Here is a 17,063-nt window from a genome sequence, read left to right as displayed (position 1 = left end):
CGGGACATGAGCGACGCCATCACGGTACCGAAGGCGGAATTGCATTGTCATATCGAAGGCGCCGCGCCACCGACCCTGGTCAAGCGCCTTGCCGACAAGCGCGGCGAGGATGTTTCGGCTGTCCTCGACGGTAACGGCAAATACATCTGGTCCGACTTCACCACCTTCCTGAAAGCCTATGACGTTGCAAGTTCGGTGTTCCGGACACCGGCGGACTACGCCCTGCTTGCAGAAACCTATTTCCGCATGCTGGCGGCGGAAGGGGCAATTTATGGCGAGATCTTCATCTCGCCAGACCACGCTCAGGCCGCCGGCCTGTCCTACCGCTCCTATGTCGAGGGACTGGCCGCCGGGATCGAGCGCGCCAAGACAGACACTGCCATCGAAGGCCGGATGATCGCGATCGGCGTACGCCATTTCGGTTCGGCCTCCGTCGAACGGGTCATCAAGGAAGTGATCGGCAATCCGCATCCTCTGGTCACGGGCTTCGGTCTGGCCGGGGATGAACGCTCCGGCCACCCGGCCAATTTCGCGAAGGCCTTCCGCATGGCGGCGGATGCCGGACTGGGCACGACGGCACATGCGGGCGAGTTCGGCGGTCCGGACAGTGTGACCGCGGCACTCGAATTCCTGCGTGTGAAACGTCTCGGCCATGGTGTGCGGGCAATCGAGGACAAGGATCTGGTCAAGCGCCTTGTCGACGAGGAGATCGTGCTGGAGGTCTGCCCCGGGTCGAACATCGCTCTGGGCGTCTACACTCACCTGCGCTTCCACCCGGTCAACATGCTGCGCAAGGAGGGCGTGAAGATCACGCTCAACTCCGACGACCCGCCTTTTTTCGGCACCACGCTCGGCAAGGAATATTCATCGGTCACCGAAACCTTCGGATGGAGTTTCGATGATCAGATGGAAGTCACCCGCACGGCCATCGAAGCCGCCTTCTGTGATGAGCCCACACGCAAAAGGCTCCTTGTACGACTGGAAAGCGCAAAGCAGGCGCCGACGGGTTGAGGCAGGTCTTCTGCAACATGCCGGATGCGCTGCACGCTGAGTGCATGCCAGATTTGTTTCAGGCGAGGTCGCTTCGCTCACGCTGATGTCTGGTTTCCGGACCGGCGTACAGCTTTGCTGCGCTTGTCCGGAATTACGCCGGCCATAGGCGCGGCTGCTTTGCATTGGCTCGGTTCAGCGAGAATTCTAGTGAGCTTTCTGGCCTCTCGCCCTCTCATCCCCAAAACCTCATCCTGAGGGGGACCGACAGGTCCGTCTCGAAGGAGGGGCGGCATACTCCGGAACAAGCGACCCATCCTTCGAGATGCCGCTGAAGCGGCTCCTCAGGATGAGGGGAGAAGGGCGATGAATGCCGAAGGTAATGGCGTCAAGCCCCCTCAGATTTCCCCGCCGGTCTCGTCCACTTCCGTGCGTGGATCGAGGCTTACCGTTTCCGGGGTCGTAATCTGCGCGGTCGAGACTGCCATCACGAAATCGGACTTGTCTTCCTGTGGCAGCGAAGCACGCTGACGCATGCGCCAGAGGGCAAAGAGCATCATGGAAAGATGCGCTGCCGCCGTCACCTGGAAGAGTGCGCCCGGATAAGTGAAGGTCATCAAGCCCGAGGCGAGCAACGGTCCAAGCATTGTACCAGCCCCGAAGATAAGCAGAAGACCGCCGCTGATCCTGAGAAAGTCACCTGGCTCTGCGTGGTCGCTCGCGTGGGCGACGATCACCGGATACATGGAATAGACCACGCCGCCGAAACCTGCGATCAGAAGAACCGTGAGGGTCGGATCGGTGCCGCCGAAGAACGACAGGCTGGACCCGAAACTCATGGCGGTTACGGCGAGACCGACCAGCACAAGGCGCCGGTCAAGCCTGTCGGACAGCATGCCGACCGGGATCTGCACCACTGCGCCGGCCAAAAGCGCCAAACTCATCATGATGGCAATCTCCGGTACGTCCAACCCGATGCGAAGTCCATATACCGCACCCAAGGTGCCGAAGGACCCGTTTGAAATGCCGACCATGAAAACCGCGACCACTGCGATCGGTGAATTGCGCCAGAGTTTTTTCGGGTCCAGCCGCGCCTGCGTCAGGGGCTGGGGCGATGCGGCGGTGGACAGCGCTGTCGGCAGCAGCGACAGCGAGTAGATGATCGAACCGAGAACGAAGAAGAAGAAGCCGGTCGGATCGCCAAGCGTCAGCAACATCTGTCCGGCTGTCGTCGCCCCCAGGTTGATCATCGTGTAGATGCCGAAGATTCGCCCGCGCGTTTCGCTGGTCGAACGTTCGTTCAGCCAGCTTTCCACGATCATGGCAGCGCCGGAAAAGCAGAAGCCGGTGATCGCCCGCAGCACGATCCAGACAGCGGCATCCATGAACAGGAGGTTCAGGAGAACCGAGATGCCCGCCAGCGAGGCAAGCGCCCCGAAGGCCCGCACATGGCCCACACGCTTCACGATGACCGGCACGGCCAGACAGCCGCTGACATATCCGACTGCCCAGCCGGTGCCGAGCAGACCGAGCGAGGCATCGGAAAAGCCGTTGGCGAGACCGGCAAGCGGCAACAGGAGGCCGTGAAGGCCGCCGGCGAGCAAAAGCAGTCCGGATCCGACGAGAAGGGCGGCGATTGAGACAACGGCAGACATGAAACTTCCGGTGTGGGATGGTTGAAAGGCTTGGGTTCAAATCACACAGATGATGACCAATGACGAACCGGTTTGACAAGGTTATGGTGGGCAGATAGGCGAGGGCAGCGTCTTTTCACACAATCCTTTCCAGATCCGGCGATTTCCATGACCGATACCCAACCAGCCTTGTCCCTGTTCCGGCCGCAACATGTTCGGGAAAAAGCCTATGAGCTTTTGAAGCTCGCCACAGATGGCAAACTCGCCCATGTCGAAGCGGTTCCGGACCTGCTCGAAACAGCCCTGGCCAAGGTGCTTGAAACAACTCGGGAAAATTATCCGGATTTTCACATTCCACCCTATGGCATCTGGCGGAATTACGAGGCCGGCGGCATCGACCGCTGGGGTGCGCTGGCAAATGCGCGCGGGTTTGAAACCGCCGAAGAAATGCTTGCCGCTGCAGCCGACCTTGCCATCCTGGGTACCTACATGAAAACCCGTCACCCTGAAGGCTGGGTTTTCGAGGACAGGATGACTGAGACCGAGGCGACTGGCCAGGAGGCTTCGGCACTGGCCGCCTTTCACATGTTCGCGGCAGGTTCGTTTTCCGGTGAAATGACCGATCCCTATCGCGTCGATGCGCAGACGCTCGTGCAGATGGACCGGATGGAACTCTCCGAAGGCCTGCAGTGGGACGCAAGGGAGGATGACGACCTGCTCGAGGCGATGCAGCGCCATCTGAAACGCTTCGGTGAAGCGCTTGCCCTGCGGCCGGATCTTTTCGGGGAAGGGGACGAAACCCGTCCAGGCCGTCTTGCAGTTCGGATGGCAAAGGAAAGCGATGGTGTGGTTTCGGCAAGGGATCTGCTCGACCGCGTGCTGGAATCGCTTTGTCCGCTCTGGGACGGCGGCGCTGGCGACGGCAACATGGTCTATGGCGACAGCTTCGAGCATTACCAGCGGGGTGCGGTTTCCGAGAGAACTGTTGTGCCGTTCCATCAGGCTGCCCAGGAGATGGTCTATTCACTGATCGAACCTCTTGCCTGGGCCGGGTTTGAAGTCTCCGGACTGGAGGCACTGACGCCGCCGGCCGATCCTGCCCACGCGGCCCTGTTCCTCGACGCCGGTGTCCTGAAAATTGTTGAACCGGACACGGTGCTGTCAGCAGAGGCCGAACGCGACCGGATGGTCGAAATCCGCGCTGTGGCGCTTGCCCTGACCGACAGGCTGGCCGAACTGCTGCGGCACGAGCTCAAGGTTCATCAGGATCAGTTGCCGCTCACCTGCATCCTGGAAGGCGGAACCAGCCGGGCTGGCGGCATTTATTTGCAAGGACACCCGCAGGAAGCGAAAAAACTCGGGCACTTCATGAACCCGGGGTCTGTTTTTTGGTTGCCGTTCGGGGCATAGGTCCCGAACATAAAAAATCATGAGACCGGGCCGGTGTTATGGCCCCATTGAGAAGAGAGGCAGATATGTCCGGAGCCACTGTCATCAGCCACCCGCTGGTTCAGCACAAACTGAGCATCATGCGCGACAAGGGAACGTCCACCCAGGGGTTCCGGCGCCTGCTGCGGGAAATCTCCACGCTGCTCTGCTATGAGGTCACCCGCGACCTGCCGCTCGTCTACCAGACCATCGAGACGCCGCTTGCCGAAATGCAGGCGCCGACCCTGGCCGGCAAGAAGCTGGTATTCGCTTCCGTTCTGCGTGCGGGCAACGGACTTCTGGAAGGCATGCTGGATCTGGTTCCGTCGGCGCGCGTGGCGCACATCGGCCTTTACCGCGATCCGCAGACGCTTCAGCCGGTGGAGTATTACTTCAAGGCTCCGGAAGACCTGAACGAGCGTCTGGTGATCGTGGTCGATCCGATGCTGGCCACCGCCAACTCGGCGATTGCAGCGGTTCAGAAGCTCAAGGAGCGCGGAGCCAACAACATCCGCTTCCTCTGCCTGCTCGCGGCACCTGAGGGCGTCAAGAATTTCACCGAGAACCACCCGGACGTGCCGGTCTACACCGCTTCCATCGACGAGAAGCTGAACGAGAAGGGCTATATCGTTCCGGGCCTTGGCGACGCCGGCGACCGTATGTACGGCACGAAGTAACCGGCCGACAGAACAGACGGCTGAAAGCGCGGAGGGAAACTTCCGCGCTTTTTTGTTGCGCTTGGGCGTGCGGTGTCTAACCTTTTGTAAAAAAAAGGGGAGGCGACATGATTACGGTCTTTGGTTCCATCAATCTGGATCTGGTCGTTGCCGTGCCCCGCTTGCCGACTGCCGGCGAAACGGTGAGCGGTCGCGATCACCAGACATTTCCAGGTGGGAAAGGCGCCAACCAGGCGCTGGCTGCCAGGCGGGCAGGGGCCGACGTTCGTTTCATCGGCGCGGTCGGACAGGACAGCTTTGCCGAACTCGCGCTGCTTAATCTGCGCGAAGCCGGCGTCGATCTTTCAGGCGTTCGCACCATGACCGGGTCGACTGGCCTTGCCCTGATCGGCATCGATCCGGCAGGGGAAAATCAGATCATCGTCGCCAGCGGCACCAATGCGCGTGTCGAAGCCTCCTGGTTGGAAGGCGGTTTTGGGCCTGGTCAGACACTGCTCGTTCAGGGAGAGGTGCCTCTGGTTGAGGTGATCGAAGGTGCCAGGCTTGCCCGGGATGCGGCAGGCACGGTCATCTGGAACCCGGCTCCTGTGCCTGAGGGTGACCTGAGTGCCTGTCTGGATGTTGCCGGTACGGTTGTGGTCAATGTGAGCGAGGCGGCAGAGATCGGAGGTCGTCTCGGCATTGCCGGTGACACGGAAACATTCGCGCTGAAGCTGGCGGAAGGTGGCCGGAACGTCATCGTCACCCTTGGTGCGGACGGTGTTCTCGCCCGCACGCCAACCGCGCGCTATCGCTTCGCTTCTCCTGCCGTCAACGCGGTGGATACGACCGGTGCGGGCGATGCCTTTTGCGGCGCCCTGGCTGCCGCTCTCGATCGCAAGACGTCCTTCGAACGTGCCTTGAAGGAAGGTGCCGCCGCCGGTGCGCTTGCCTGCACCGTGACAGGGGCCCAGTCCAGTGCACCGCATCTGGAGGATATTGCCCGGCTGGCCGACACGATTGCCTGATGCTGTTTTACAGGCCGCTAAGGAAACCGTGATAATCAGGGGGCTCACGCAACGTCGAGACCCTGCATGTCGCGCTTTGTCATCATCTTTCTGGCCTGCATGGCAATCGTCCCGCTTGCGGCGTATCTGCTGGAAAACAGGCTTGAAGTGCTGGTGAGCAGCGACCCGGTTGCTGAAGATCAGGACGTGGACGAGGCCGGCGAGCGAAGCCACCGAATATCAGCCAACAGGCAGGGGCATTTCGTGGCGGATGCCTATCTGAACGGCCGTGCGGTGGACATGCTGGTCGACACCGGTGCAACCGTCACCGTTTTGCCGGAATCGCTTGCCGAGAGCATCGGAATCTTCCTGAATTCGGCCGACTACAAATACGCGATCCGGACGGCAAACGGCACAGTTCGTGGCGCCAGGGCGACCATTGACAATTTGCGCATTGGAAAGATCCGGCTACGCAATGTCGACACACTTGTGTTGAAAGATCAAAGCCTCGGGGAACCCCTGCTCGGCATGTCCGTTCTCAACCAAATGAAGCGGTTTGACATCTCCGATGGCACGCTTGTACTGGTGCAGTGAATTGTCATACCGTGTTTAGGTAATTACCCAGTTCCGTTCTTCTTCCTTGCTTTGAGAGGCATTGATGTTTCCGAAACCGCGTCCGAAATTGGTTCCGAACACTTTTGAATATGAATCCTTTCCAATGGTGAAGCCCACGGGTTTCCGTGAATACGATGCGCGTTGGCTTTTCGAAAAGGAAATCAATCTGATGGGCATGCAGGCGCTCGGTATGGGCATCGGCACGCTCATTCACGAACGTGGCGTGCGCCCGGACATCGTGGTGGGTCATGATTTCCGGGGTTATTCCTCCTCCATCAAGATGGCGGTGATCAACGGCCTTCTGGCAGCCGGCATCAACGTGCACGACATTGGCCTGGCCTTGTCGCCGATGGCCTATTTTGCGCAGTTCGCGCTCGATGTTCCGGCGGTCGCCATGATTACGGCGTCGCACAACGACAACGGCTGGACCGGCGTCAAGATGGGCATCGACCGTCCGCTGACCTTTGGTCCCGATGAAATGGGTCGGCTGAAGGACATCGTTCTGGAAGCGGCCTTCGACCTGAAGGGCGGCGGCAGCTACCGCTTCGTCGACGGTTTCCCGGATGTCTATTTCAAGGATCTCACCGACCGGGCCAAGCTGAAGCGCCCGATCAAGGTGGTCGCGGCATGCGGCAACGGCACTGCCGGTGCCTTCGCACCGAAGATCCTGGAGGCGATCGGAGCCGAAGTCATCCCGCTTGATGCCGAGCTGGATCACACCTTCCCGCGCTACAACCCGAACCCGGAAGACATGAAGATGCTCCACGCGCTTCGTGACAAGGTTCTGGAAGTCGGTGCGGACGTCGGACTTGGTTTCGATGGCGACGGCGATCGCTGCGGTGTCGTCGACAATGAAGGCGAGGAAATATTCGCCGACAAGGTCGGCGTGATGCTTGCGCGCGATATCTCCGCGCTTCATCCCGGTGCTCAGTTCGTGGTCGATGTAAAATCCACCGGCCTGTTCCACACGGATCCGGTGCTGAAGGCCAACGGCGCCAAGACCGACTATTTCAAGACCGGTCACTCCTATATCAAGCGCCGTGTCACTGAACTGAATGCCATGGTCGGGTTCGAGAAATCCGGCCACTATTTCTTCAACAAGCCGATTGGCCGCGGCTATGATGACGGTCTCGTTTCGGCCATTGCCATCCTCGACATGCTTGACCGTAACCCGGACAAGACGATGGCAGACCTGCGCCGGGATCTTCCCAAGACCTGGGGGTCGCCAACCATGGCTCCCAAGTGCGACGACGAAATCAAGTACGACGTCGTCGACCGGGTTGTCGCCCGTTTCCAGGATATGAAAGCCAAGGGCGAAACGGTTGCCGGACAGTCGATCACCGACCTGATCACCGTCAACGGCGTTCGCGTCGTCAGTGAAGACGGAACCTGGGGTCTTGTGCGTGCCTCCTCCAACAAACCGGAGCTGGTGGTCGTGGTCGAGAGCCCGGTTTCGGAAGACCGGCTCCACGCCATGTTCAAGGCTGTCGACGGCGTCCTGCGCGAGAACTCGGAAGTGGGCGACTACAACCAAACGCTCTGACCACTTGACCGATTGACGAAAGGCGGCGGATAGTTCCGCCGCCTTTTGCGCATCCTGCCGCCTTCTCGCCGGAGACTTTCATGATCAAGGAATTTGGGGTTCTGCCAGACGGGACCGTTGTCCAGGAAATTACGCTGGCAAAAGGGTCTCTGGCTGCCTCCATTCTCACCCTTGGAGCGATTATCCGCGACCTCAAGGTCGATGGTGAGACGGTGGTGCTGGGCTTTGACGATCTCCAGAGCTATCTGGATCATTCGCCCTATTTCGGCGTGATTGCCGGGCGCTGCGCCAACCGGATCGGCGGTGGCCGGATGACGATAGACGGGGTCACCTATCAACTCGACCAGAACGAACGGGGTATCAACCACCTTCACGGTGGTTCGCTCGGCTTCTCCAGCAGGGTCTGGCAGGTAGAGCAGCACGACAAGGCCAGTGTCCTGCTGAAGCTTGTCTCCGAAGACGGCGATATGGGGTATCCGGGCCGGGTGGAAGTGCTTGCCCGCTATACGTTGACCGGCACCGGTGCGCTCCGTCTGAAAATCACCGCAACCACCGACAAGACGACGCCGGTCAATCTGACCCAGCACGCCTATTTCAATCTGGATGGCAGCAGCAATATTCTGGACCATACGCTGGAAATCGCAGCGGAGACCTATCTGCCCGTGGACGAGGCGCTGATCCCGACCGGCGAGATCCGCAACGTGGCCTGGACGCCATACGACTTCCGCGATGGGCGCAAACTGCGGCGCAAGGCGGGTGAGGAGAACGTGGTCTTCGATCACAACTTCTGCCTTGCGGATGCACCACGCGAGGGCGTGGAATTCGCTGCTGCCCTCGAAGACGGTTCCGGCAATCGCCGCATGGAAGTCTGGACGAGCGAACCCGGCCTGCAGCTTTATGATGCGCAGCGGATCTCGGTGACGGTTCCCGGGCTGGACGGCAGACACTATGGGGCCCATGCCGGGCTGTGTCTTGAAGCGCAGCGATGGCCGGACAGCGTCAATCACGACGGGTTCACACCGGTTTTGTTACAGCCCTCAGAGACTTATACTCATGTTACGGAATTCCGTTTTTCCTGAAATGGGTTACATTAGCGCTGCTGTGTGAGACAACAGGGGACTTGGGGGCAACTCGTGAAGACGGTTTTTTCAAACACCCAGCTCGCGCATGCACCGGCGCAGGAAATATCAGACGGCGAACTGAAGCCTGCTGTCGAGATCCCGAGCCGCGCCGAAATCGTGCTCAAGACCGTGCGGGAGCGCAATGTCGGTGAAATCGTTGCGCCGGAGGAATTCCCCGTCCGTCCGCTGCACCGGGTGCACGCCCCCGAATATGTTTCGTTTCTGGAAAGCTTCTGGGAAAAATGGACAGCCGCAGGGCGGTCGCGCGAAGCCTTTCCCTTTGTCTGGCCCATCCGCAGCCTGCGTCAGGATGTTCAGGTCGAACATATCGACGGCCTGCTCGGACGGTACTCGATGGATGCCGGTACGCCGCTCGGCGAAAACACCTACAAGGCGGCTCGGGCGTCAGCCGACACGGCCCTGACTGCGGCCCGCCTGCTTCTCGATGGCGAGAAATCGGCTTTCGCGCTTTGCCGGCCACCGGGACACCACGCGGGCTATGACTTCTTCGGTGGATACTGCTTTTTCAACAACGCTGCTGTCGCGGCGCAGTATCTTCGGGACTACGGACTGCATCGCATCGCAATCCTGGATGTCGACTACCACCATGGCAATGGCACCCAGGCGCTGTTCTATGACCGGCCGGACATCCTGTTCCTGTCGATCCATGCCGACCCTAAACACGAATATCCCTATTTTCTCGGGTTTGCCGACGAGACCGGTGAACATGCCGGTACCGGGTTCACCCGTAACTGGCCATTGCCGCTCGGCACCGATTGGGACAGCTACACACCGGCACTCGAGGAAGCCTGCCGTTGGCTGCTGGTGTACAAGCCAGAAGCGTTGATCGTCTCACTTGGCATGGATTGCTACGAGAACGATCCGATCTCCGGCTTCAAGTTCAAGAGTGAAGACTACATCCGGCTTGGCCAGAGGCTCGCCAAGGTCGGCGTTCCGACCATCTTCCTGATGGAAGGCGGCTATGCGGTCGACGCACTGGGGACCAATTGCGTCAATGTGCTTGAAGGCTTCGAGGGGTAAGACCTCTTCGCCGGGACTTGAGTGCGACGGATCCTGAGAGGCGGCCTTGCCGCCTCCCAAATATTGGTCTCTTCCTCGTGGCAATTACCCGTTCAGCAGACCAAGCTGTTTCAGTTCCGCGCGCAGACCCTCAGCCCCCTTGAAGTGATGGGCTGACATGCCGGCTTCTCTGGCAGCCTCGAGATTGCGCTCACTGTCATCGATAAAAAGGCATTGCGCGGCGGTCAGTCCGTTTCGCTCCAGCAGGATTTCGTAGATGCGCAGGCCGGGCTTGATCTCCTTTTCAGCGCCGGAGACGACGATGTCGCGGAAGCTGGTCTTCAGAAACGGAAACCGTTCCTGGGCCTGGACAAACTTGTCTTCTGAAAAATTGGTAATTGCATAAAGGGGCGTCCCCTGAGCCTTGAGCTCAGCAAGCATGTCAGGCGTACCGGGAATTTCGCCGGGCACCATGTCGTGCCAACGTTCGCTGTAGGCGGCAATAAGCTCGGCCTTGTCCGGATGCTGGCGGCACAGAACATCGACGGCTTCCGCCCAGGGGCGGCCAAGATCCTGCTGCAGGTTCCACTCCATTGTGCAGACCGTCGTCAGGAAGTGTTCGCGTGCATCGTCATCGGGAATGAGCTCGCGATAGAGATATTCGGGATTCCATTCGATCAGGACATTCCCTATATCGAAGACGACGGTCGTGATAGCATCGTTCATGTGGTCGATCCGGTTTTCTGGCGGAAGTTGTTCAAAAGGCGAGATAAAATTTTGCAAGTTTCATCAGAAGGTTATGTCGGCAATATGGCACTTGTAAATCTCCTGTTCCGCTGGCTGGCCCCCATTCTCGCGGCAGTCTTTCTCACCGCTGCCACCGCCAGTGCACAGGATCCGGAGACCATGCCCGATCGGCTGCGCCTCGGTGTTGTCGTGGCGGCAGATGAAGGGGCCCGGGACCGGGTGGAGCCTTTCCGCCTTGCTCTTGAGGAAATTGCCGACCTGCCGGTTGACCTCTTTCTGATGGAAACCATGGCTGATGCTGTTGAGGCGCTTGCTTCCGGAAAGATCGACTATGCTCGCCTTTCACCATCTGCTTATGCTGCCGTGCATCAGCTCTGCAGTTGCGTTGAGCCGTTGGTCACCGCCGCTCCGGATGATTTTCCGGCGCGCTTTTACGCCATTCTGATAGCGAAGCGCGGCGCAGAGCAGGGAACCCTGGCAGACCTCAAGGGGAAGCGCCTTGCTGTCGGTGGTACCCACTCCGTGACCGGTTATCGTGTTCCACTCGCCAATCTGGCGGCTGACGGTGTCGACGCGCGCGCGCATTTCAGCGCTCTTGTTGAGGTGAAGGACCCTGTTGAGGGCCTCCGCGCCGTTCTGGACGGCCGGGTCGATGCGACCCTTGGCTGGTCGTCATTGGCGGGGGAGGCAAAGAATGGCTATACGGCCGGAACACTCAATGATTTTTATGTTTCGGGAGAACGCGGTTTCAAGGATCTGGAAATCGTCTGGCGCTCGCCGCCGATCCCCTATTCCGCTCACAGTGTGCGCAAGGATTTGCCTGACGCGTTGAAACGGCGTCTCAGGGCCGGATTGATGGACATGCGCCGGGAAGCACCCGACGCCTATCTGGCTATCGAACCAGACCTGCCGGGCGGTTTCGAGCCTGTGGTGCATGCCGACTACCGGCCGGTGCTACGCACTTACGAGGACGATTACGCCACGCTGCTGGATCCAGCAGGCCGCTGAAGGAATCCTGCAGCGTTTGAACGATCGTCAGGCACCAGCGGCGGCGCTGCCCAGAAGCCGTTCGGTGTGGCGCCGGATCATTGCCTCTTCGTCGGTTGGAATGACCAGTACATTGATGCTGGAGGTATCGGTGGAGATCATCTCCGCTCCTGCCTCGTTCCTGACCGGGTCGATTTCAAGTCCGAGCCATTCCTGACCGGCACAGACCTTCTCACGGACCAGAGCAGCGTTCTCGCCGATCCCACCGGTAAAGACCACGGTGTCGAGACCGCTCAGAACGGCGGCCATGCCTCCGAGTTCCCGCCGGATGCGGAAGACGAAATAATCGATGGCTTCGGCGGCTTTCGGATCGTCGCTCTGCGTCAAGGTGCGCATGTCCTGGCTGATGCCGGAAAGCCCCTTGAGCCCGGACTGCTTGTACAGCAGGTCGGAGACCGCATCGGGGCTCATGCCCTTTGTCGTCAGCAGATACAGCACCACGCCCGGATCGAGCTGGCCGCAGCGCGTGCCCATCGGTAAGCCGTCAAGCGCGGTGAAGCCCATCGTCGACCCGATGCTCTGGCCTTCTCGAATAGCGCACATGGAGGCGCCGTTGCCGAGGTGGGCGACGACTAACCGGCCTTTATAGATTTCAGGATGAGCCTGCTTCAGATAGGAGCATATGTACTCGTAGGACAGGCCGTGAAAGCCGTAGCGGCGTACACCTTCGTCATAGAGAGGCCGGGGCAGGGCGAAGGTATCGTTGACCCAAGGGTGGCTGCGATGGAAGGCGGTATCGAAACAGCCGACCTGCATGGCCTCAGGAAAGGCTTCCCTGGCTGCGGTGATCCCTGCCAGATTATGCGGCTGATGCAGGGGCGCAAGCGGTTCGAGCGCCTTTAGGTCCTCAAGGATCTCAGCCGTCAGGCGAACCGGTTCGGTGTGGGTGACACCGCCGTGGACGACCCGATGACCTACTGCATCGACACTGCGTCCTCCAAGTTCCTGTTCCAGAACCGGCAGGAGCGCCGCGAGCGAAGCCCCGTGGCTTCTGCCTTCGTCCGCGGACAGTTGCCGGTCCACCCTTGTGTCAGAAACCCGTGAGGCAAGGGAGATATTCGGCTGGGCACCCAGTCCGGAAATCTGCCCCTTGAGTTGAACGGTGTCACCCGAATAGAGGGTGAACTTGATCGAGGATGAGCCCGAGTTAAGGACAAGAATGACCGGGTCCATGGTTACTCGCCGTCCCGGTCGAGGATACCTGCCGGATTGCCGGTTGCCTGCCAGTGCATGTAGAGCAGGGCGAGGGCACAGGAGGCGAGGCGGGCCCGGCTGTCGTCGGCTCTGCTCGTCAGCATGATGGGGACCTTCGCTCCGATCACCAGCCCGGCCGCTTCCGCGTGGGCGATAAAGGTCAATTCCTTCGCCAGCATGTTGCCCGATTCCAGGTTCGGTACGATCAGGACCTCTGCGTGTCCGGCAACAAGCGAGGTGATGCCCTTGGTCCGGGCTGCCTGCACATCGACCGCATTGTCCATTGCCAGGGGACCGTCGACGATCGCACCGGTGATCTGTCCACGTTCGGCCATCTTGGAAAGAACAGCCGCATCGAGACTGGACGGGATTGCCGGGTTTACGGTTTCGATGGCGGACAGGACCCCGACACGCGGCATTTCCAGGCCGAGAGACAGGGCGGCATCAATGGCGTTCTGGGTGATGTCGACCTTGGTGTTGAGGTCGGGCGTGATGTTGATTGCAGCATCCGAAATCAGGACCGGGGTCTTGCGGCCCGGGATGTCCATCACGAAGACATGGCTGATACGCCGCTTGGTTCTGAGCCCGCCATCGCGTTTGACCACGTGGTGCAAAAGATGGTCGGTATGAAGGTGGCCCTTCATCACGGCCTTGACCCGGCCTTCATGGACCAGCGCAACGGCACGGCCGGCTGCTTCCATTTCATCTTCGATATCGATCAGCTCATACGGGCCGAGATCTTCATCGAGTTCTTTGGCTGCAGCTTCAATCCGGCTTTTCGCGCCAATCAGAATCGGCATGATCAACCCCTCGCGGGCGGCCATCAAGGCACCTTCCAGAGAGTTGGGGTCATCTGGCGCAGCCACCGCGGTCGGCAAGGCGGGCAGGGTCTTTGCCAGTTCGATCATCCGGTTGAAGTGCCGATGACGCTGCACCAGGATCGCTGGAATGTCGCTGGAATCGAATTCGATAAGCTCTGTCGGTGCGGCGACTTCGGCAACGCCTTCAACAAGGCGGGTACCGTCTCCCCGTGTTACCGACATGTCGAACAGGACAATGTTGTCCGGACGTTTTTCGGTTGCCGTGACCCTGACATGCAGTTTGTCGCCGACCGCAGCTCCGCTCAGAAAGCGGAACGACTGCGCCTTGTAGATCGTGCCGGGTCCGGGAAGGATGTTGCCGAGCACCGCGGAGGCAAGCCCCCCGACCCACATGGCCGGTGCGACCGGTTTGTCGACCAGGCCATCGCCGGTCCAGTCCGTGTCGGGAAGATGTATCGGATTGTGATTGCCGGAAGCGTGCGCGAAAACCAGAAGGTCGTTGGAGGAGCATTCGCGGACGATTTCTGCGGTATCGCCGACCTTGATCTGATCGTAAGTCTTGTTTGTCGCCATCGGTTCAAAAATCCCATACTTAAAAGTGCATATTGCGACGCAGCATTCCGGAGCAGATTAGCCGGAATGTGCGACGTTACAAATACGGGAGTTAGCGTAGGTGCGTGTCCGACCGATTGAAACGGGATCAGGTAACGCGAAACAGACACGTTTTGGCGCTGCAGTTCCCGTTTCCAAGACGTTCGGCGTTTATCTTCAGCAGGCCGGACACTTGACGGTATCGGTCAATCGCGGGCGCAGATAATAGGTATCGCTCAGGTCGATCGAGGATGCCCGGGAAAAATACTCGGTAAAAAGCCCGGAGAACGTCGGCACATAGTTCAGGTTGGTCTGCGTCACGACGATGGAAGTGTTCGCTGCGGCCACCGTGGCAGGCAGTTCGATCGGCGGTGTCGACCCTTCCGCCCACGGGCTGCCGCCTTTGGACGAATAGCTCCAGTCGACAGCGGGATCACCGTCCTCGTCGAAGGTTACACTGGCGACAATCGTTTCCAGATTGGTATCCGGATAAGGATCCAGGATCTTGCCACCCAGAGCCATCATGGCGCTCAGGTCGGCAGGGGTAATGGTTTGCGCCTGGGCCACAAGGTCGGCGACCGAGTTGGCTATGCGGCTGACCTTGCGGTCATAGTTCAAGGTGCCCGTGACCTCTTCCATGCCGATCAGCAGGATCAGCAGAAAAGGCAGGATCATCGAAAACTCGATTGCGGACACGGCGCGCTTGTCGGCGTGGAAGCTCCTCAGTCCGGCAAGCCGGCGCCGGAAGTGGCCGAAATGACGAGGCATCTTAGTTCCAGGGTTCATTTCGAAACACCAATGTAGAGGTGAGATAGCGTTCGCTGCCATGATCGGCGAGGTTGAGCGACAGAAGCGACGTGATCATCGGCCACCTGTAGATGACGTTGACCACGACGATCTCGCCCGCACCGGCGTCTTCGTAGTTGGACTCTTCCTTCAGGTTGCCGTCTTCATCGTAAAGACTTTCGCCGGCGGATTTGGCCAAGGCAAAAGCATCGACCTTGTCGACGTCGACCACCAGGCGATCCAGTGAACAGAGAAAGTCCGGCAGGTTACCGCAAATCCGGGTCTTGAAGGTGGCAGCGTCATAACCGCCATCATGTGCCTGGCCGGTGCGGATTTCGCGGGACGCATTGATCACGGCATTGTCGACCATCCGGTTGACGAAATGGGACAGGCCCACCTCGATGATCCCGAAAACGACTGTAAAGAAGGGCAGGGCGATCAGTGCGAATTCGACGGCTGTAGCGCCACTGTCGTTCTTGCCGAAGGACGCACGCCCTCTTTTCCGTCTCGAGACGAGGAGCCGTTTCAACAAGCGCATTCGGTGACTACTCCGTTAGGGGACAGTTACTGCTGCCCGCCGGCTGCCTTGGTCGCCAAATCATTGCGTGCGCTTGCCTGATCTGCGGTTTCCTTGAAGGCTTCAATCGAGTCCCCGAGGCGCAGGACCGGTTCGCATGCCGGATTGCAGGACAGCGATTCCCGCGAGGCCTTCCTGTATACGGAGACGACGTCATCATCCGACGCCTTCACCGTAATGACTTCGTCGACGATCGGCTTGTTGTCACCATCAAGGATCACGAGGTTTGTTGTGCCGTAGCTCTTGCCGGTAATGACGACGGTGTTCTGATCGAACATCGCGACATCCGCGATAAAGGGGTTGCCGACAATAACCGCCGCGGCGCCGTCCTCGATCCGAAAGACCTTGGCGCGATCGACCGTAACAAGCACAGGGCCGTCCTGTGCGACCGCAACGGTCGCGCCAAAGGCAACGGCGAAAAGGCTTGTCCATCTGATTAGCTGCGCAAACATGCCTATGGATACTCCAATTGTGCATTTCCATAGAAGATCATGCGTCAAACGTGGTGAACGATCTGCTAACGACCCGGCGAAGGAAGTGTAAATGGATGTTCTTTTGCTTTTTCAGGGACAATTCTACGTTTGTTTTGCCTTTATTCGTGGGTGCGTGGATATTCTTCTCCCTCGGTAAAATTTCAGAGGCGGGAAGAAAAATAGAAGTTCGGGGAATTAGCGTATAAGGCCGATCAAGCCCAAAATAAAATCTAAGAAACAAACTGGACAAATCGCGTGAGTATGTAGATAATTCTGTATGAGATTGAATTATACGCGTTTATATTAAAGTTTTTTGATCGTATTAACGAAATTTTATTTATACGTCTTGTTAACTATAGTAATAATTGCCAGCATTCTTTTTGGTTGGGATGGTAAATTTAACTGCTTGGAAAGCTCTCTGTCCTAGGGTGAGCCTATGTCCAATCGGACACAAAAGATCCGACGGACTTGAAGCTGTCAATTCAGTGGTACTTGGAGCAAAACACATGAAATCTCTTATCAACCGTTTCGTAAAAGACGAATCTGGCGCAACTGCAATCGAATACGGCCTCATCGCTGGCCTGCTGTCCATCGTCATCATCGGCGCACTGGCAGCAACCGGTACGTCCCTGAGCGCGATCTTCACCCGCATTCAGACGCAGCTCGGCGTTGCAGCTACCGACATCGCTTCCTAAGCGTCGTCTGGCGGCTCAAGCTGCCAAACAGGTTGAACAAGAACGGGCGGTTTTTCCGCCCGTTTTTTGTTCTGCCGGGCCGTATTTCCGCGAAATGTTAACCTCTGCCCCCTAGCCT

17 protein-coding genes are annotated in these 17,063 nt (G+C 59.0%); 10 read left to right on the top strand and 7 right to left on the bottom strand.

The genetic code is table 11. The features are described from left to right. Nucleotides 1-6 precede the first annotated feature (6 nt). Nucleotides 7-1,011 (top strand): adenosine deaminase, encoded by a 1,005-nt coding sequence (locus tag HCG46_RS12430; protein WP_022999734.1) that lies wholly within the window; start codon nucleotides 7-9, stop codon nucleotides 1,009-1,011. Nucleotides 1,012-1,388: 377 nt separating this feature from the next. On the opposite strand, the gene HCG46_RS12425 is transcribed toward HCG46_RS12430, so the two are convergent. Next, nucleotides 1,389-2,645: an MFS transporter gene (locus tag HCG46_RS12425; protein WP_022999735.1), complete on the bottom strand. Its 1,257-nt coding sequence runs from the start codon at nucleotides 2,643-2,645 to the stop codon at nucleotides 1,389-1,391. A gap of 147 nt (nucleotides 2,646-2,792) precedes the next feature. Between HCG46_RS12425 and HCG46_RS12420 the strand changes: the two genes are divergently transcribed. The 7 genes from HCG46_RS12420 to HCG46_RS12390 all read left to right on the top strand — a co-directional run bounded on the left by HCG46_RS12420 (nucleotide 2,793) and on the right by HCG46_RS12390 (nucleotide 10,035). Further along, nucleotides 2,793-4,034 carry a DUF1688 family protein gene (locus tag HCG46_RS12420; RefSeq protein WP_168686412.1) on the top strand — a complete coding sequence of 414 codons (1,242 nt, stop codon included), beginning with the start codon at nucleotides 2,793-2,795 and terminating at the stop codon, nucleotides 4,032-4,034. A gap of 65 nt (nucleotides 4,035-4,099) precedes the next feature. After that, nucleotides 4,100-4,729, top strand: a complete 630-nt coding sequence (gene upp, locus HCG46_RS12415; RefSeq protein ID WP_022999737.1) for a uracil phosphoribosyltransferase — start codon at nucleotides 4,100-4,102, stop codon at nucleotides 4,727-4,729. 107 nt (nucleotides 4,730-4,836) lie between these two features. After that, nucleotides 4,837-5,736, top strand: coding sequence for a ribokinase (locus HCG46_RS12410; RefSeq protein WP_077290881.1), 900 nt, complete (start codon nucleotides 4,837-4,839; stop codon nucleotides 5,734-5,736). A gap of 66 nt (nucleotides 5,737-5,802) precedes the next feature. Continuing rightward, nucleotides 5,803-6,309, top strand: coding sequence for a TIGR02281 family clan AA aspartic protease (locus tag HCG46_RS12405; protein WP_168686411.1), 507 nt, complete (start codon nucleotides 5,803-5,805; stop codon nucleotides 6,307-6,309). Nucleotides 6,310-6,373: 64 nt separating this feature from the next. Continuing rightward, nucleotides 6,374-7,873 carry a phosphomannomutase/phosphoglucomutase gene (locus HCG46_RS12400; protein WP_031268898.1) on the top strand — a complete coding sequence of 500 codons (1,500 nt, stop codon included), beginning with the start codon at nucleotides 6,374-6,376 and terminating at the stop codon, nucleotides 7,871-7,873. Nucleotides 7,874-7,953: 80 nt separating this feature from the next. Continuing rightward, on the top strand, nucleotides 7,954-8,952 hold the full coding sequence (locus HCG46_RS12395) for an aldose epimerase family protein (RefSeq protein ID WP_077290878.1): 999 nt from the start codon (nucleotides 7,954-7,956) through the stop codon (nucleotides 8,950-8,952). A gap of 54 nt (nucleotides 8,953-9,006) precedes the next feature. Continuing rightward, nucleotides 9,007-10,035, top strand: a complete 1,029-nt coding sequence (locus HCG46_RS12390) for a histone deacetylase family protein (RefSeq protein WP_022999743.1) — start codon at nucleotides 9,007-9,009, stop codon at nucleotides 10,033-10,035. An 84-nt stretch (nucleotides 10,036-10,119) separates the two neighbouring features. On the opposite strand, the gene HCG46_RS12385 is transcribed toward HCG46_RS12390, so the two are convergent. Further along, nucleotides 10,120-10,740, bottom strand: coding sequence for an HAD family phosphatase (locus tag HCG46_RS12385; protein WP_168686410.1), 621 nt, complete (start codon nucleotides 10,738-10,740; stop codon nucleotides 10,120-10,122). Between the two features lie 84 nt (nucleotides 10,741-10,824). On the opposite strand from HCG46_RS12385, the gene phnD reads away from it, so the two are divergent. Further along, nucleotides 10,825-11,769, top strand: coding sequence for a phosphate/phosphite/phosphonate ABC transporter substrate-binding protein (gene phnD / locus HCG46_RS12380; RefSeq protein WP_209009451.1), 945 nt, complete (start codon nucleotides 10,825-10,827; stop codon nucleotides 11,767-11,769). Between the two features lie 27 nt (nucleotides 11,770-11,796). Here the strand turns inward: phnD and HCG46_RS12375 are convergent, their stop codons facing one another. The 5 genes from HCG46_RS12375 to HCG46_RS12355 form a co-directional block, all read right to left on the bottom strand. Further along, entirely contained in the window at nucleotides 11,797-12,981 is a 1,185-nt protein-coding gene (locus HCG46_RS12375; protein ID WP_168686408.1) for an acetate/propionate family kinase, read from the bottom strand. 2 nt (nucleotides 12,982-12,983) lie between these two features. After that, nucleotides 12,984-14,396 carry a bifunctional enoyl-CoA hydratase/phosphate acetyltransferase gene (locus HCG46_RS12370; protein ID WP_022999747.1) on the bottom strand — a complete coding sequence of 471 codons (1,413 nt, stop codon included), beginning with the start codon at nucleotides 14,394-14,396 and terminating at the stop codon, nucleotides 12,984-12,986. A gap of 195 nt (nucleotides 14,397-14,591) precedes the next feature. Then, nucleotides 14,592-15,182, bottom strand: coding sequence for a hypothetical protein (locus HCG46_RS12365; RefSeq protein ID WP_022999748.1), 591 nt, complete (start codon nucleotides 15,180-15,182; stop codon nucleotides 14,592-14,594). 1 nt (nucleotide 15,183) lies between these two features. Beyond that, nucleotides 15,184-15,738 carry a TadE/TadG family type IV pilus assembly protein gene (locus HCG46_RS12360; protein ID WP_031268901.1) on the bottom strand — a complete coding sequence of 185 codons (555 nt, stop codon included), beginning with the start codon at nucleotides 15,736-15,738 and terminating at the stop codon, nucleotides 15,184-15,186. 26 nt (nucleotides 15,739-15,764) lie between these two features. Further along, nucleotides 15,765-16,229: a pilus assembly protein N-terminal domain-containing protein gene (locus HCG46_RS12355; RefSeq protein ID WP_055657461.1), complete on the bottom strand. Its 465-nt coding sequence runs from the start codon at nucleotides 16,227-16,229 to the stop codon at nucleotides 15,765-15,767. 527 nt (nucleotides 16,230-16,756) lie between these two features. Here HCG46_RS12355 and HCG46_RS12350 point away from each other — a divergent pair. Next, nucleotides 16,757-16,945 (top strand): Flp family type IVb pilin, encoded by a 189-nt coding sequence (locus HCG46_RS12350; RefSeq protein WP_022999751.1) that lies wholly within the window; start codon nucleotides 16,757-16,759, stop codon nucleotides 16,943-16,945. The last annotated feature ends 118 nt before the right edge of the window (nucleotides 16,946-17,063 follow it).

The sequence above is a fragment of the Labrenzia sp. PO1 genome, assembly GCF_012273635.1.
Lineage (GTDB): Bacteria > Pseudomonadota > Alphaproteobacteria > Rhizobiales > Stappiaceae > Roseibium > Roseibium algicola.
The sequence above is the reverse complement of the archived record's forward strand: the minus strand, read 5'-3'. Positions and strand labels throughout refer to the sequence as shown.

Bases quoted from the DNA above. Each gene is read 5' to 3' on its own strand.
- HCG46_RS12430 (WP_022999734.1), top strand. From the start codon at position 7: ATGAGCGACGCCATCACGGTACCGAAGGCGGAATTGCATTGTCATATC.
- HCG46_RS12425 (WP_022999735.1), bottom strand. From the start codon at position 2,645: ATGTCTGCCGTTGTCTCAATCGCCGCCCTTCTCGTCGGATCCGGACTG.
- HCG46_RS12420 (WP_168686412.1), top strand. From the start codon at position 2,793: ATGACCGATACCCAACCAGCCTTGTCCCTGTTCCGGCCGCAACATGTT.
- upp (WP_022999737.1), top strand. From the start codon at position 4,100: ATGTCCGGAGCCACTGTCATCAGCCACCCGCTGGTTCAGCACAAACTG.
- HCG46_RS12410 (WP_077290881.1), top strand. From the start codon at position 4,837: ATGATTACGGTCTTTGGTTCCATCAATCTGGATCTGGTCGTTGCCGTG.
- HCG46_RS12405 (WP_168686411.1), top strand. From the start codon at position 5,803: ATGTCGCGCTTTGTCATCATCTTTCTGGCCTGCATGGCAATCGTCCCG.
- HCG46_RS12400 (WP_031268898.1), top strand. From the start codon at position 6,374: ATGTTTCCGAAACCGCGTCCGAAATTGGTTCCGAACACTTTTGAATAT.
- HCG46_RS12395 (WP_077290878.1), top strand. From the start codon at position 7,954: ATGATCAAGGAATTTGGGGTTCTGCCAGACGGGACCGTTGTCCAGGAA.
- HCG46_RS12385 (WP_168686410.1), bottom strand. From the start codon at position 10,740: ATGAACGATGCTATCACGACCGTCGTCTTCGATATAGGGAATGTCCTG.
- phnD (WP_209009451.1), top strand. From the start codon at position 10,825: ATGGCACTTGTAAATCTCCTGTTCCGCTGGCTGGCCCCCATTCTCGCG.
- HCG46_RS12375 (WP_168686408.1), bottom strand. From the start codon at position 12,981: ATGGACCCGGTCATTCTTGTCCTTAACTCGGGCTCATCCTCGATCAAG.
- HCG46_RS12370 (WP_022999747.1), bottom strand. From the start codon at position 14,396: ATGGCGACAAACAAGACTTACGATCAGATCAAGGTCGGCGATACCGCA.
- HCG46_RS12365 (WP_022999748.1), bottom strand. From the start codon at position 15,182: ATGCCTCGTCATTTCGGCCACTTCCGGCGCCGGCTTGCCGGACTGAGG.
- HCG46_RS12360 (WP_031268901.1), bottom strand. From the start codon at position 15,738: ATGCGCTTGTTGAAACGGCTCCTCGTCTCGAGACGGAAAAGAGGGCGT.
- HCG46_RS12355 (WP_055657461.1), bottom strand. From the start codon at position 16,229: ATGTTTGCGCAGCTAATCAGATGGACAAGCCTTTTCGCCGTTGCCTTT.
- HCG46_RS12350 (WP_022999751.1), top strand. From the start codon at position 16,757: ATGAAATCTCTTATCAACCGTTTCGTAAAAGACGAATCTGGCGCAACT.